Genomic DNA, 13,905 nt, shown 5'->3' with positions numbered 1-13,905 from the left:
GTGCCGTTGCCGGAGGCCCCGAGGCTAGCGCGCCCGCCGCGCCCGACAGGCCCCGGTCACACCCCGGGAGCCCGGCGCACCGCCACCCCGTTGCGTTCGAGGAGCGCCGCCGTCACGCCGTCCCCCGGCACCAGCTCCCCGCTGAACGAGCCGTCGTACACCGCCCCGCACCCGCACGACGGACTGCGCGGCATCAGGACGGCCTCGGCGCAGCCGGTGGCGCGGGCCTTCGCCAGGGCGCGGTGGGCGCCGTCGACGAACGCGGCCGTCACGTCGCGGCCGGTGTCGTCGACGACGCGGGCCGTGCCGTCGAGCACGTCGTGCCCGTCGCCGCCGACCAGTTCGGCGGGGCGGCGCGGCGTGGGCAGCCCGCCCGCCGCCTCCGGGCAGAAGGGCACCACGGCGCGGCCCGCGAGGACCGCGTCCACCTCGGCCGCCGCCTTGGCACGGCCGTCGAACCGGCAGGGCACCCCCCGCAGACACGCGCTGACCAGTACGGACTCCATGGCACGAGGGTAGCCGCCCCACTAGAGGGGCAACTGCGCGGCACCCGCGCGACATCCGCGCGGCCGATTCGGCTAAGCGCTTGCTCGCCAAGGGCTTGTGCCCGGTGGAACACGTTCTTAGCATCACTGGTGTTACATCAGTTGTGTCACAGTGCTGGGGGCTCCATGGCAGTGCCGGACAACGGCGTTCACGGCCCGCTCGCCGGGGTCCGCGTCGTCGAGCTCGCGGGCCTCGGCCCGGGCCCGTTCGCCGCCATGCTCCTGGCCGACCTGGGCGCCGACGTCGTCCGCGTGGACCGCCCCGGCGGCGCCGAGGTCGGCATCGACGCGGCGTACGACGTGACGAACCGCAACAAGCGCAGCGTCGTCGTCGACCTCAAGGCCGACGGCGGAGCCGAGCGCGTCCTCGCGCTCGTCGAGCGGGCCGACGTGCTGATCGAGGGGTTCCGCCCCGGGGTCGCCGAGCGCCTCGGCGTCGGCCCCGACGCCTGCCGCGCCCGCAACCCCCGGCTCGTCTACGGCCGGATGACCGGCTGGGGCCAGCGGGGCCCGCTCGCGCACAGCGCCGGGCACGACATCGCGTACATCGCCGTCACCGGCACCCTCGGCATGATCGGCCGCGCCGACGAGCCGCCCGCGGTCCCGGCGAACCTCCTCGGGGACTACGCGGGCGGCGCGCTGTACCTGGTCGTCGGCGTCCTCGCCGCGCTGCACCGCGCCCGCGCGCACGGCCAGGGGCAGGTCGTGGACGCCGCGATCGTGGACGGCGCCGCGCACCTGGCCACGATGGTGTACGGCGCGCTCGCCTCCGGCGGCTGGCAGGACGCGCGCGGCGCCAACCTCCTCGACGGCGGCTGCCCGTTCTACGGCACCTACGAGACGGCCGACGGCGGCCATATGGCCGTCGGCGCCCTCGAGCAGCAGTTCTACGAGGAGTTCATGGCCCTGCTGGGCCTGCGGGAGCTGGTCCCGGCGCGTGCGGACCTCGCCCGCTGGGGCGAGCTGCGCGAGGCCGTCGCCGCCCGCTTCAGGACCCGTACGCGCGACGTGTGGACGGCCGTCTTCGAGGGCTCCGACGCCTGCGTCGCCCCGGTCCTGTCGCTGCGCGAGGCCCCGCACCACCCGCACCTGGCCGCCCGCGCCACCTTCGTCGAGCACGGCGGCATCACCCAGCCCGCACCCGCCCCGCGCTTCTCCGCGACCCCGACGGCGGTGCGCACCGGCCCGGCGCGGCCCGGCGCCGACGCCGCGTCCGTGGCCCGCGACTGGGGCGTACCCGCGTTCGGCGCCGCGCCGGACGGCCCGAGCACCGCGACCCCAGCCCAGGAGACGTGATCCATGCCCATGGAACGGCAGCTGTTCACCGCCGAGCACGACGCGTTCCGCGACACCGTGCGCACCTTCCTCAGCAAGGAGGTGGCCCCGCACCACGCCCAGTGGGAGCGGGACGGCGTCGTCTCCCGCGAGGCGTGGCGCGCGGCGGGCCAGCAGGGCCTGCTCGGCATCGCCGTGCCCGAGGAGTACGGGGGCGGCGGCACCGCCGACTTCCGCTACGCCGCCGTGCTCGCCGAGGAGTTCACCCGCGCGGGCGCCTCCGGCCTCGCCATCGGCCTGCACAACGACATCGTCGGGCCCTACCTCACCTCCCTCGCCACCGAGGAGCAGAAGCGGCGCTGGCTGCCCGGCTTCTGCGACGGCTCGCTGATCACCGCCATCGCCATGACCGAGCCGGGCGCGGGCTCCGACCTCCAGGGCATCCGCACCGCCGCCGAGGACCGCGGCGACCACTGGCTGCTGAACGGCTCCAAGACGTTCATCTCCAACGGCATCCTCGCCGACCTCGTCATCGTCGTCGCCAAGACCACCCCCGAGGGCGGCGCGCACGGCCTGTCCCTGCTCGTCGTCGAGCGCGGCATGGCGGGCTTCGAGCGCGGCCGCAACCTCGACAAGATCGGCCAGAAGGCGCAGGACACCGCCGAGCTGTTCTTCCACGACGTCCGTGTGCCGAAGGAGAACCTGCTCGGCGAGCTGAACGGCGCCTTCGTCCACCTGATGACCAACCTCGCGCAGGAGCGCATGGCCATCGCCGTCGCGGGGATCGCCGCCGCCGAGCACCTCCTGGAGATCACCACGGCGTACGTCAAGGAGCGGGAGGCCTTCAACCGCCCGCTCGCCAAGCTCCAGCACATCCGGTTCGAGATCGCCGAGATGGCCACCGAGTGCGCCGTCACACGGACGTTCCTGGACCGCTGCATCGTGGATCACTCGAACGGGGAACTCGACGCGGTGCACGCGTCGATGGCCAAGTGGTGGGCCACGGAGCTGCAGAAGCGGGTCGCCGACCGCTGTCTGCAACTGCACGGCGGCTACGGCTATATGACGGAGTACGCCGTCGCGAAGGCGTTCACCGACGGCCGCATCCAGACCATCTACGGCGGCACCACCGAGATCATGAAGGAGATCATCGGACGTGCCCTGCTCGACTGACCCCTCCCGGGCCACCCCACCGACCTTCCCCGAAAGGCTCCCCGCGTGACCACCGAAGCGTACGTGTACGACGCGATCCGCACCCCGCGCGGCCGCGGCAAGGCGAACGGCGCCCTGCACGGCACCAAGCCCATCGACCTCGTCACCGGCCTGCTGCACGAGATCCAGCGGCGCTCCCCGGGCCTGGACCCGGCGGCCATCGACGACATCGTGCTCGGTGTCGTCGGACCCGTCGGCGACCAGGGCTCCGACATCGCGCGCATCGCCGCCGTCGCCGCCGGGCTGCCCGACACCGTCGCGGGCGTCCAGGAGAACCGCTTCTGTGCCTCGGGCCTGGAAGCGGTCAACATGGCGGCGATGAAGGTCCGCTCCGGCTGGGAGGACCTGGTGCTCGCCGGGGGCGTGGAGTCCATGTCGCGGGTGCCGATGGCCTCCGACGGCGGCGCCTGGTTCAACGACCCGATGACCAACCTCGCCACCGGCTTCGTCCCGCAGGGCATCGGCGCCGACCTGATCGCCACCCTGGAGGGCTACTCCCGGCGCGACGTCGACGAGTACGCCGCCCTGTCGCAGGAGCGGGCCGCCACCGCCTGGAAGGAGGGCCGCTTCGACAAGTCCGTGATCCCCGTGAAGGACCGCAGCGGCCTGACCGTCCTCGACCACGACGAGCACATGCGGCCCGGCACCACCGCCGACTCGCTCGCCAAGCTGAAGCCGTCCTTCAAGGACATCGGCGACCTGGGCGGATTCGACGCCGTCGCCCTCCAGAAGTACCACTGGGTGGAGAAGATCGACCACGTCCACCACGCGGGCAACTCCTCCGGCATCGTCGACGGCGCCGCCCTCGTCGCCATCGGCAACCAGGAGACCGGCGAGCGCTACGGCCTCACCCCGCGCGCCCGGATCGTCTCCGTCGCCGTCTCCGGCTCCGAGCCCACCATCATGCTCACCGGGCCCGCGCCCGCCACCCGCAAGGCCCTCGCCAAGGCCGGTCTGACCATCGACGACATCGACCTCGTCGAGATCAACGAGGCCTTCGCCGCGGTCGTCCTGCGCTTCGTCAAGGACATGGGGCTCAGCCTGGACAAGGTCAACGTCAACGGCGGCGCGATCGCCCTCGGCCACCCGCTCGGCGCCACCGGCGCGATGATCCTCGGCACGCTCGTCGACGAACTGGAGCGCCAGGACAAGCGGTTCGGCCTGGCCACGCTGTGCGTCGGCGGCGGCATGGGCATCGCCACGATCGTGGAACGGGTCTTCGGCTGAGCGCCGGTGGGGCTGGTGTTCGTCGCCGACTGCGGGTGCGTTGTGGCTGGTCGCGCAGTTCCCCGCGCCCCTGAAGGCATGCGGCTTCGCCGCGGCCTTCCCCGATGTGCGCCGGTCAGACGGCCACGACTCCCCAGCCGCCCTCCCCAGATTCCGCCTGCCACAGACTTCACGGAGACACCGACATGACCGAGAGCACCACCATCCGCTGGGAGCAGGACGACACCGGCGTCGTCACCCTCGTCCTGGACGACCCCCACCAGTCCGCGAACACCATGAACCAGGCGTTCAAGGACTCCATCGCCGCGATCGCCGACCGCGCCGAGGCCGCCCTCGCCGAGAACCCCGACGCGATCCGCGGGTTCGTCTACACCTCCGCGAAGAAGACCTTCTTCGCGGGCGGCGACCTCAAGGAGATGATCCAGCTCGGCCCCGAGGACGCGCGCCTGGCGTTCGAGGCGGGCACCGCCATCAAGCACTCCCTGCGCCGCATCGAGACCCTCGGCAAGCCCGTCGTCGCCGCCATCAACGGCGCGGCCCTCGGCGGCGGCTACGAGATCTGCCTGGCCAGCCACCACCGGATCGCCCTCGACGCGCCCGGCTCCAAGATCGGCCTGCCCGAGGTCACCCTCGGCCTGCTCCCCGCGGGCGGCGGCGTCACCCGCACCGTACGCCTCATGGGCATCGCCGACGCCCTGCTGAAGGTGCTGCTCCAGGGCACTCAGTACTCCCCGCGGCGCGCCCTGGAGAACGGCCTGGTGCACGAAGTGGCCGCCACCGAGGAGGAGATGCTGGCCAAGGCCCGCGCCTTCATCGACGCCCACCCCGAATCGCATCAGCCCTGGGACGTGCCGGGCTACCGCATCCCGGGCGGCACCCCGGCGAACCCGAAGTTCGCCGCCAACCTGCCCGCGTTCCCCGCCAACCTGAGGAAGCAGCTGAACGGCGCCCCCTACCCGGCCCCGCGCAACATCCTCGCCGCGGCCGTCGAGGGCGCCCAGGTCGACTTCGAGACCGCCCTGACCATCGAGGCCCGGTACTTCACCGAGCTGGTCACCGGACAGACCGCCAAGAACATGATCCAGGCGTTCTTCTTCGACCTCCAGGCCGTGAACTCCGGTGCCAACCGCCCCAAGGGCATCGAGCCCCGCCAGGTCACCAAGGTCGCCGTGCTCGGCGCCGGGATGATGGGCGCGGGCATCGCCTACTCCTGCGCCCGCGCCGGGATCGACGTCGTCCTCAAGGACGTCTCCGCGGAGGCCGCCGCCCGGGGCAAGGGCTACTCGGAGAAGCTGTGCGAGAAGGCCGTCTCCCGGGGCCGCACCACCCGGGAGAAGGCCGACGCGCTGCTGGCCCGCATCACGCCCACCGCCGACGCCGCCGACCTCGCGGGCTGCGACGCCGTCATCGAGGCGGTCTTCGAGAACCCGGAGCTGAAGCACAAGGTGTTCCAGGAGGTCCAGGACGTCGTCGCCCCGGACGCGCTGCTGTGCTCCAACACCTCCACGCTGCCCATCACCCTGCTCGCCGAGGGCGTCGCCCGGCCCGCCGACTTCATCGGCCTGCACTTCTTCTCGCCCGTCGACAAGATGCCGCTCGTGGAGATCATCCGGGGCGAGCGCACCGGTGACGAGGCCCTGGCGCGCGCCTTCGACCTGGTACGCCAGATCAACAAGACGCCGATCGTGGTGAACGACTCGCGGGGCTTCTTCACCTCCCGCGTCATCGGCCAGTTCATCAACGAGGGCGTCGCGATGGTCGGCGAGGGCATCGAGCCCGCGTCCGTCGAGCAGGCCGCCGCCCAGGCGGGCTACCCGGCGAAGGTCCTGTCCCTGATGGACGAGCTGACCCTCACCCTGCCCCGCAAGATCCGCAACGAGTCCAAGCGGGCCGTCGAGGAGGCGGGCGGCACCTGGGCCACCCACCCCGCCGAGGCCGTCATCGACCGCATGGTCGACGAGTTCGACCGCCCCGGACGCAGCGGCGGCAGGGGCTTCTACGACTACGGCGAGGACGGCAGGCGCACCGGCCTGTGGCCGGGCCTGCGCGAGCACTTCACCAAGCCCGGCCACGGCATCCCGTTCGAGGACATGCAGGAGCGGATGCTGTTCTCCGAGGCGCTCGACACCGTGCGCCTCCTGGAGGAGGGCGTCCTCACATCGGTCGCCGACGCCAACATCGGCTCGATCTTCGGCATCGGCTTCCCCGGCTGGACCGGCGGCGTGCTCCAGTACATCAACGGCTACGACGGCGGCCTTCCCGGATTCGTGGCGCGCGCCCGGCAGCTCGCCGAGCGCTACGGCGAGCGGTTCGCGCCGCCCGCGCTGCTCGTCGAGAAGGCGGAGAACGGCGAGACGTTCAGCGACGCCTGACCGGCCCCGGCGGGGGAGTGGCTCAGGCCTCCTTGAGCCACTTCCTCAGCTCCTCCTTCAGCGACCGCTGGAACGCGGTCACCAGCGCCTGCACCACCAGCGGCTGCATGTGCGCCGACAGCGACTTCATCGCCGCCATGTGCGCGGGCCCCGCGTCGCGCTCCCGGCTCGGCCCCCACACCTCGTCGTGGAAGAGCCGCGACAGGTCGTGCGCGGCGGCCCGCGCGTGTTCGAGCAGCGCCGTGCGCGCCGCCAGGATCGTCTCGTGCGGAATCGGCACGTCGAGCAGCCGCACCCCGAGCCGCAGCAGCCCCGGATCGACCCGGCAGCGGTCCGCCCCGGCGTCGTACGCGACCACGCCCATCGCCGCGAGCCGGTCCAGGTCCTCGTCCGTCAGGGCGCGGCCCGCCCGGCGCTCCAGCTCCGCGCGCGCGACCTCCTCGGCCGGGTCCGGCGCCCACGACGCCACCACCGCGCGGTGGATGGCCAGGTCGTCCGCGCTCAGATCCGGCGGCAGCCGCTCCAGATACCGCTCGATCGCGGCGAGCGTCATGCCCTGGTGCTGCAACTCCTCGATGAGCGCGAGCCGCGAGAGGTGCTCGGGGCCGTAGCGCCCCACCCGGCGCGGCCCGATCACCGGCGGCGGCAGCAGCCCCTTGGTGCTGTAGAAGCGGATGGTGCGGACGGTGACACCCGCGCGGGCGGCCAGCTCGTCGACGGTGAGCGTCGACTCCTGAGTGTCCGTCGTCATGCGGTGCGTCGCCTCCCCGCGTCGTGCATCAATGCGGTGCAACAGTATTGCTGTACCACCGCCACTGTGAAAGTCTCCGGAGCCGTCACACCCCGTAGCCGACGACGAGCCGACGGTGTCAGCCGACGGCGCTCAGCCGGATGCACCGCGACGGGCGGCCACTGATCCGCGGCGCCCTCGCGGCTGGACGCGCAGTTCCCCGCGCCCCTCGGGGCGCCCCCCGCACCACGGCGGACTTCGTCAAGCCCGTTCAGGAGGCGTTCGATGACCACGAACCTGCGTCTACCGGGAGACCTGACCGAGGTCACCTTCCCCGCCCTGCTGCTGCGCAACGCCGAGGACCACCCCGACCTGCCCGCCCTGTCCTGGCGCGCGGGCGACGCGACCCGGTGGACGACGCTCACCTGGGCCGAGGCGCGGCGCGAGGTCGCCGTGCTCGCCGCCGGGTACCAGGCGCTCGGCGTCCGCCGCGGCGAGCACGTCCTGCTGATGCTGGGCAACCGCCCCGAGCACTGGCTGAGCGACCTCGCCCTCATGCACATCGGCGCGGTCCCCGTCACCGTCTACGGCACGTCGGCGCCCGAGCAGGTCGCGCACATCGCCCGGCACAGCCGCGCCCGGTTGGCCGTCGTCGAGGGCGATGCCGAGCGCGCCCGCTTCGAGCCGCTGCTCGGCGACGCCACCGCGCCCCTGGAGCGCCTGGTGGTGGTCGAGCCCGCCGCCGCGGGCGGCCACGGCACCTACGGCGCGGTGTGGGCGACGGGCGCGCACCTGTACCAGCCGGAGGCGTTCGAGAAGGGCTGGCGGGAGACCCGGGCCACGGACCCGCTGACCGTCGTCTACACCTCCGGCACCACCGGCGACCCCAAGGGCGTGTGCCTGACCCACCGCGGGGTGCTCCTGAACGCGAAGGGCCTGGACGACGTCACCGACCTGCCGCCGTTCGTGGGGCACGTCTGCTACCTGCCGTTCGCGCACATCGCCGAGCGCATCCTCGGCATCTACCTGCCGCTGTTCCGGGCCTCGCCCGTGCACCTGTGCGCGGACCCCGCGCTGGTCGCCGCCACCGTCCGGGAGCTGCGGCCCCAGCAGTTCTTCGGCGTGCCCCGGGTGTGGGAGAAGCTCGCCGCGTCCTTCCGCACGGCCCTCGCCGCGCTGCCCGAGGAGCGGCGGCGCGCGGTGGCGGCCGCCAACGACACGGCCCGCGCGCACGTCGCCTGCCGGGAGCGCGGCGAGGCGCCGCCCCCGGACCTCGACGCCGCCTACCGCGAGGCCAAGGAGCAGGTCCTCGACCCGCTGCTCGGGCTCGCCGGGCTCGACCGGCTGCGGTGGACGGCGAGCGCGGCGGCGCCGATGCCGGTGGACGTGACGCGGTTCTGGGCGGGCTTCGGCGTGGTGGTCCTGGACGCCTGGGGCATGACGGAGACCTCGGGCGTCGTCACGGCCAACGGCCCGGACGCCTTCCGGATCGGCTCGGTGGGCAAGCCCATCCGGGACATGGAGGTGCGGCTCGCTCAGGACGGCGAAATCCTGGTGCGCGGCCCCGTCGTCTGCGCGGGCTACCTGCGGGCCGACGGCGGCCTCGACGACCCGCGCGACCCGGACGGCTGGCTGGCGACCGGCGACGTGGGGCGGCTCGACGAGGACGGCTACCTGTGGATCACGGACCGCAAGAAGGAGCTGATCGTGACGTCCTCGGGCAAGAACGTCGCGCCCGCGCTCGTCGAGAACGCCCTCAAGGAGCACCCCCTCATCGGCCAGGCCCTGGTCCACGGCGACGGCCGCTCGTACCTGGTGGCGCTGCTCGTCCTGGACCCGGAGACCGCCGCGGCCTGGGCGGCGGAGCACGGCGTCGAGGGCGACCCGGTCGCGAGCCCCGAGGTGCGGGCGGAGGTGGACCGCGCCGTCGCGGCCGCCAACGCGCGCCTGAACCGCACCGAGCAGATCAAGCGCCACCACCTGCTCGGCGGCGAGTGGGGCCCGGCCACCGGGGAACTGACCCCGACCCTGAAACTGCGCCGAGGGGTCATCACGGCCAAGTACCGGGACCTCATCGACGGCATGTACGGCGCATGAGGCGGACAAGAGCGCGTACGGCACATGAGGCGGACAAGAGCGCGTACGGCACATGAGGCGGACAAGAGCGTGTACGGCACATGAGGCAGAGCGGAACAGAAGCCTCCCAGCATGTGAGAAGTAACGCTATGTGACGTACGCCACCGCGTTACGGGCGTTGCGTAAGGGAAGGTGTCGGGTCGGTCCGCGGTGCGTCAGGGGCAGCGCGGGCCGGAGCACATCCGGACCCCGGGAGCTCTTTCCGGGCACCACAGAGTGGACCTTCCACGTGAGCAACGACGCCGTAGACACGGCCGTGGACGCAGCGCGCGCCGCTGAGTCGCAGGCCCCCGCGGACGCGGGCGACGCCGGTTACAGCAAGGACCTCAAGGCCCGCCACGTCAACATGATCGCCATCGGTGGCGCGATCGGCACCGGCCTCTTCCTGGGGGCGGGCGGCCGCCTCCACTCGGCGGGCCCCGCCCTCGCCGTCGCGTACCTCGTGTGCGGCATCATCGCGTTCTTCGTCGTGCGCGCACTCGGCGAGATGGTCCTGTACCGCCCCTCGTCCGGCTCCTTCGTCTCCTACGCGCGTGAGTTCCTCGGCGAGAAGGGCGCCTACGTCGCCGGGTGGATGTACTTCCTCAACTGGTCGACGACCTGCATCGCCGACATCACGGCGATCGCGCTCTACACCCACTACTGGAGCTTCTTCACCGACATCCCGCAGTGGGTGCTCGCCCTGATCGCCCTCGCGGTGGTCCTCGCGGTGAACCTGGTCTCGGTGAAGTACTTCGGCGAGATGGAGTTCTGGTTCGCGATCATCAAGGTCGCGGCGCTCGTCGCGTTCATGTTCATCGGCATCTTCCTCGTCTCCACCCAGCACGACGTGGGCGGCGAGACGCCGGGCCTCAACATGATCACCGACCACGGCGGCTTCCTGCCGAACGGCCTGATGCCGGTCGTGATCGTGCTCCAGGGCGTCGTCTTCGCGTACGCGTCCCTGGAACTGGTCGGCGTCGCGGCGGGCGAGACCAAGGACCCGCACAAGATCGTGCCGCGCGCGGTGAACTCGATCATGTGGCGCGTCGGCCTGTTCTACGTCGGCTCGGTCGTCCTGCTCGCGCTGCTGCTGCCCGGCTCGGTGTACTCCGCCGACGAGAGCCCGTTCGTGACGGTCCTGTCCAAGATCGGCGTCTCGGGCGCGGGCGACGTGATGAACTTCGTCGTCCTCACGGCGGCCATGTCCTCGCTGAACTCCGGCCTGTACTCCACCGGCCGCATCCTGCGCTCCATGGCCATGGCGGGCTCGGCCCCGAAGTTCACCGCCAGGATGAACCGCAACCAGGTGCCCTACGGCGGCATCCTGCTCACCGCGTCGATCGGTGTCCTCGGCGTCGGCCTGAACCGCGTGGTGCCGGACAAGGCGTTCGAGATCGTCCTGAACGTCGCCTCGCTCGGGATCATCGGCACCTGGATCACGATCATGATCTGCCACCTGGCGTTCGTGAAGCGCGCCAAGGAGGGCCTGATCAAGCGCCCCGACTTCCGGCTGCCGTTCAGCGGGGTCACGGAGTACGTCACCATCGCGTTCCTCATCGCCGTGCTCGGCCTGATGTGGAAGGACGCCGAGGTCGGCCGCAAGACGCTGTTCCTCATCCCGGTGGTCGTCGCCGCGCTCGTCGCGGGCTGGTACGGCATCCGCCGCACCCGGGCCCGCGAGGCCGACCGCGAGACGGCGGGGCTCACGAAGTAGCAGGTGGCGGTACCGCACGGGGTATCGCGGGTAGAGATCACAGCGGGCGGCGCCGGACACCGGCGCCGCCCGCTGCCGCGTCCGCGCGCCCACTGGACACCACCGCCCTGGAGCACCGCCCATGAACCATCCGGCCCCGCCGCCGCCCGGCGGCATCCTCTGGGACATCGCGGGCGACCTGCGCATCCTGCTCGCGCTGCCGTCCGCGATGGTGATGCAGGTCGCCCACCCCGCCGTCGGGGCGGGCGTCGACGAGCACTCCGTGTTCCGCACCGACCCCTGGGGGCGCGGCGAGCGCTCCCTCCGCTCGCTCGCGCTGTGGGTGTACGGGGGCGACGCCGCCGCCGAGGAGGGGCGCCGCCTGCGGGCGCTGCACCGGAACATCCGGGGCACGGACACCCGGGGGCGCCCCTACCACGCGCTCGACCCCGCGTGCTACGGGTGGGTCCACGCCACCGGATTCCCCGTCTACCGGCACGCCCAGCGCTGCCTGGGCCGCCCCTTCACGCCCGCCGAGGAGCGGACGCTGTACGCGGAGTGGCTCCAGGTGGGCCGCGTCCTCGGCCTGCGCGACCGCGACATGCCGGGGACCCTCGACGAGTTCTGGCCCTACTACCACCGCGTCCTCGCCGAGGAACTGGAGCAGACGCGGGTGGTACGGGACCTCGTCGCCGTCGATCCGACGCTGCCGCCCCCGGACCGCGGCCCGCGGGCGGTCCGCGTGCCCCTCCGGATCCTGTGGCCCCTCCTGCGGCACCCCCTGGCCCGCCTGCGCAGCCTGCTCACCGTCGGCCTGATCCCCCCGGAGGCGCGGGCGGCCATCGGCCTGACCTGGACCCCCCGCCAGGACCGCGCCTTCCGCCGCGTCACCCGGGTCCTCCGCCTGACGATCCCCCACCTGCCGCCACGCCTCCGCTACCTGCCCCTGGCCCACCGGGCCCGCGCTTCCCTAGCCGGGAAGGGACATCTCTGACCCCCGACGGGCAGCCGCCGACGACGGCCAACCCCCACAAGGAGCCCCCACCTCGAACGGGCCCGCACGGGCGGGCGGGTGGAGAGAACTCCCCCACCCACCCGCAGCCGCCGACGGCGATCAGCCCCCACGGGGAGCGGTCACCTCGTGACGGGCCCGCACGGGTGGGCGGGAGGGAAAGGAAACCGCCCAGAGCCGAGCGGCTAGTTACCGGTGATCGTGCAGCGAGTTCGTCGCCGCGATCTTCTTCCAGGACTTGGGCTGCACCGGCGCCCCCTTGCTCGCGGAGCGCCCAGCGGTCGCGGAGCGCCCCAGCGCGGGCGCGCTCGGCTTGCCCGCCTGGAACAGCCACGTGTCGAAGAGCGCCCCCAGCGGCTTGCCGCTGACCTTCTCCGCGTACGACACGAAGTCCCGCACGCTGGCGTTGCCGTACACCCGCTCCGTCGGCCAGCCCTTGAGGATCTTGAAGAAGGTCTTGTCGCCGACCTTGTTCCGCAGCGCCTGGAGGGCGAGCGCGCCCCGGTCGTACACGGCGCCGTGGAACTGGTTGTCCGGACCCGGGTCACCCGGCTTGACCTGCCAGAACGGGTCGTCGGCGGGACGGGAGGCGTACACGTAGTCGGCCAGCTCCTGGGCCGTGCCCTCGCCCTCCTTCTCCGACCACAGCCACTGGCTGTAGCGGGCGAAGCCCTCGTTGACCCAGATGTCCTTCCAGTTCTCCACGGACACGCTGTCGCCGTACCACTGGTGGGCGATCTCGTGCACCACGATCGAGACGTTGGAGCCGTTGGCGAAGGCCTTCGGGCTGTAGAAGGGCCGGGTCTGGGTCTCCAGGGCGAAGCTGGTCGGGACGTTGGGCACGTACCCGCCGAGCGCGTTGAAGGGGTACTTGCCGAAGACCGTCTCCAGCCACTCGGCGACCTCGGTGGTGCGCTCGATGCTGGCGCGGGCGGCGCCCGCGTTGTCGCCGAGGTCCTTGCTGTAGGCGTTCAGGACGGGCAGGCCGTTCTCGGTCGTGTCCGTGGTGATGTCGAACTTGCCGACGGCGAGCGTCGCCAGGTACGGCGCCTGCGGCTTGTTGGAGCGCCAGTTGAAGCGGGTCCAGCCCAGGCGGGTGGACTGCGACTGGAGCACGCCGTTGGAGATGGCCTGCGAACCCTCCGGCACCGACACCGACACGTCGAAGGTGGCCTTGTCCCGCGGGTGGTCGTTGGACGGGAACCACCAGGCCGCCGACTCCGGCTCCTGGGCGGCGATGCCGCCGTCGGGCGTGCGCTGCCAGGCGGTGTAGCCGTTGATCTTCACCTCGGACGGCTTGCCCGCGTACCGCACCACGATCGTCACGGCGCTGCCCTTGCGCAGCCCCGACCTCGGCGTGATCTCCAGCTCCTGGTCGCCGGAGCGCTGGAAGGCGGCCTTCTTGCCGTTGACGCGGACCTCGCTGACGTTCAGGCCGAGGTCCAGGTTGAAGCGCGACAGGTCCTGCGTGGCGGTGGCGTTGATGGTCGCCGTGCCTTCGAGGAGGTCCGTCTGCGGCTGGTACTTCAGACGCAGGTCGTAGTGCGAGACGTCATAGCCGCCGTTGCCGGCGCCCGGGTAGTAGGAGTCGCCCGCGCCGGGGGCCCCGGGGGTGAAGTCGGCCGCCGATGCCGGGATCGCGAGCAGGGCGAGGGAGGCCGCGAGCGCGCCCGGGGCGATGAGTCTGCGGTGCACGAAAGTCTCCAAGGAGTAGAGGCGGG

10 protein-coding genes are annotated in these 13,905 nt (G+C 72.4%); 7 read left to right on the top strand and 3 right to left on the bottom strand.

What is annotated here, in order from left to right; all coding sequences use genetic code 11:
• Positions 1-56: 56 nt before the first annotated feature.
• Complete coding sequence (locus ACOBQU_RS06700) at positions 57-506, bottom strand: DUF523 domain-containing protein (protein ID WP_423624969.1); 450 nt, start codon at positions 504-506, stop codon at positions 57-59.
• 165 nt (positions 507-671) lie between these two features.
• Between ACOBQU_RS06700 and ACOBQU_RS06695 the strand changes: the two genes are divergently transcribed.
• From ACOBQU_RS06695 to ACOBQU_RS06680, 4 genes are all read left to right on the top strand, one after another.
• A complete protein-coding gene (locus ACOBQU_RS06695; RefSeq protein WP_423624968.1) occupies positions 672-1,841 on the top strand; it encodes a CaiB/BaiF CoA transferase family protein in 1,170 nt (389 codons plus the stop codon).
• Between the two features lie 9 nt (positions 1,842-1,850).
• Entirely contained in the window at positions 1,851-2,993 is a 1,143-nt protein-coding gene (locus tag ACOBQU_RS06690; protein ID WP_423634300.1) for an acyl-CoA dehydrogenase family protein, read from the top strand.
• 45 nt (positions 2,994-3,038) lie between these two features.
• Entirely contained in the window at positions 3,039-4,259 is a 1,221-nt protein-coding gene (locus tag ACOBQU_RS06685; protein WP_423624967.1) for an acetyl-CoA C-acetyltransferase, read from the top strand.
• Between the two features lie 185 nt (positions 4,260-4,444).
• A complete protein-coding gene (locus ACOBQU_RS06680) occupies positions 4,445-6,631 on the top strand; it encodes a 3-hydroxyacyl-CoA dehydrogenase NAD-binding domain-containing protein (RefSeq protein ID WP_423624966.1) in 2,187 nt (728 codons plus the stop codon).
• 22 nt (positions 6,632-6,653) lie between these two features.
• Here the strand turns inward: ACOBQU_RS06680 and ACOBQU_RS06675 are convergent, their stop codons facing one another.
• Positions 6,654-7,382 (bottom strand): MerR family transcriptional regulator, encoded by a 729-nt coding sequence (locus tag ACOBQU_RS06675; protein WP_423624965.1) that lies wholly within the window; start codon positions 7,380-7,382, stop codon positions 6,654-6,656.
• 264 nt (positions 7,383-7,646) lie between these two features.
• Between ACOBQU_RS06675 and ACOBQU_RS06670 the strand changes: the two genes are divergently transcribed.
• The 3 genes from ACOBQU_RS06670 (at position 7,647) to ACOBQU_RS06660 (ending at position 12,166) form a co-directional block, all read left to right on the top strand.
• Positions 7,647-9,458, top strand: coding sequence for an AMP-dependent synthetase/ligase (locus ACOBQU_RS06670; protein ID WP_423624964.1), 1,812 nt, complete (start codon positions 7,647-7,649; stop codon positions 9,456-9,458).
• 268 nt (positions 9,459-9,726) lie between these two features.
• Entirely contained in the window at positions 9,727-11,193 is a 1,467-nt protein-coding gene (locus ACOBQU_RS06665; protein WP_423624963.1) for an amino acid permease, read from the top strand.
• A gap of 121 nt (positions 11,194-11,314) precedes the next feature.
• On the top strand, positions 11,315-12,166 hold the full coding sequence (locus tag ACOBQU_RS06660; protein WP_423624962.1) for an oxygenase MpaB family protein: 852 nt from the start codon (positions 11,315-11,317) through the stop codon (positions 12,164-12,166).
• A 207-nt stretch (positions 12,167-12,373) separates the two neighbouring features.
• Here ACOBQU_RS06660 and ACOBQU_RS06655 read toward each other — a convergent pair whose 3' ends face one another.
• Positions 12,374-13,879, bottom strand: coding sequence for a M1 family metallopeptidase (locus tag ACOBQU_RS06655; protein WP_423624961.1), 1,506 nt, complete (start codon positions 13,877-13,879; stop codon positions 12,374-12,376).
• Between the last annotated feature and the right edge of the window lie 26 nt (positions 13,880-13,905).

The sequence above is a fragment of the Streptomyces sp. G45 genome (assembly GCF_049542095.1).
Taxonomy (GTDB): Bacteria; Actinomycetota; Actinomycetes; order Streptomycetales; family Streptomycetaceae; genus Streptomyces.
This window is presented reverse-complemented; position numbering and strand designations above follow the sequence as displayed.

What these genes read in the sequence shown, in the direction of transcription:
- ACOBQU_RS06675 (WP_423624965.1), bottom strand. Translation starts at nt 7,382, where the DNA reads ATGACGACGGACACTCAGGAGTCGACGCTCACCGTCGACGAGCTGGCC.
- ACOBQU_RS06690 (WP_423634300.1), top strand. Translation starts at nt 1,851, where the DNA reads ATGGAACGGCAGCTGTTCACCGCCGAGCACGACGCGTTCCGCGACACC.
- ACOBQU_RS06695 (WP_423624968.1), top strand. Translation starts at nt 672, where the DNA reads ATGGCAGTGCCGGACAACGGCGTTCACGGCCCGCTCGCCGGGGTCCGC.
- ACOBQU_RS06700 (WP_423624969.1), bottom strand. Translation starts at nt 506, where the DNA reads ATGGAGTCCGTACTGGTCAGCGCGTGTCTGCGGGGGGTGCCCTGCCGG.
- ACOBQU_RS06660 (WP_423624962.1), top strand. Translation starts at nt 11,315, where the DNA reads ATGAACCATCCGGCCCCGCCGCCGCCCGGCGGCATCCTCTGGGACATC.
- ACOBQU_RS06680 (WP_423624966.1), top strand. Translation starts at nt 4,445, where the DNA reads ATGACCGAGAGCACCACCATCCGCTGGGAGCAGGACGACACCGGCGTC.
- ACOBQU_RS06670 (WP_423624964.1), top strand. Translation starts at nt 7,647, where the DNA reads ATGACCACGAACCTGCGTCTACCGGGAGACCTGACCGAGGTCACCTTC.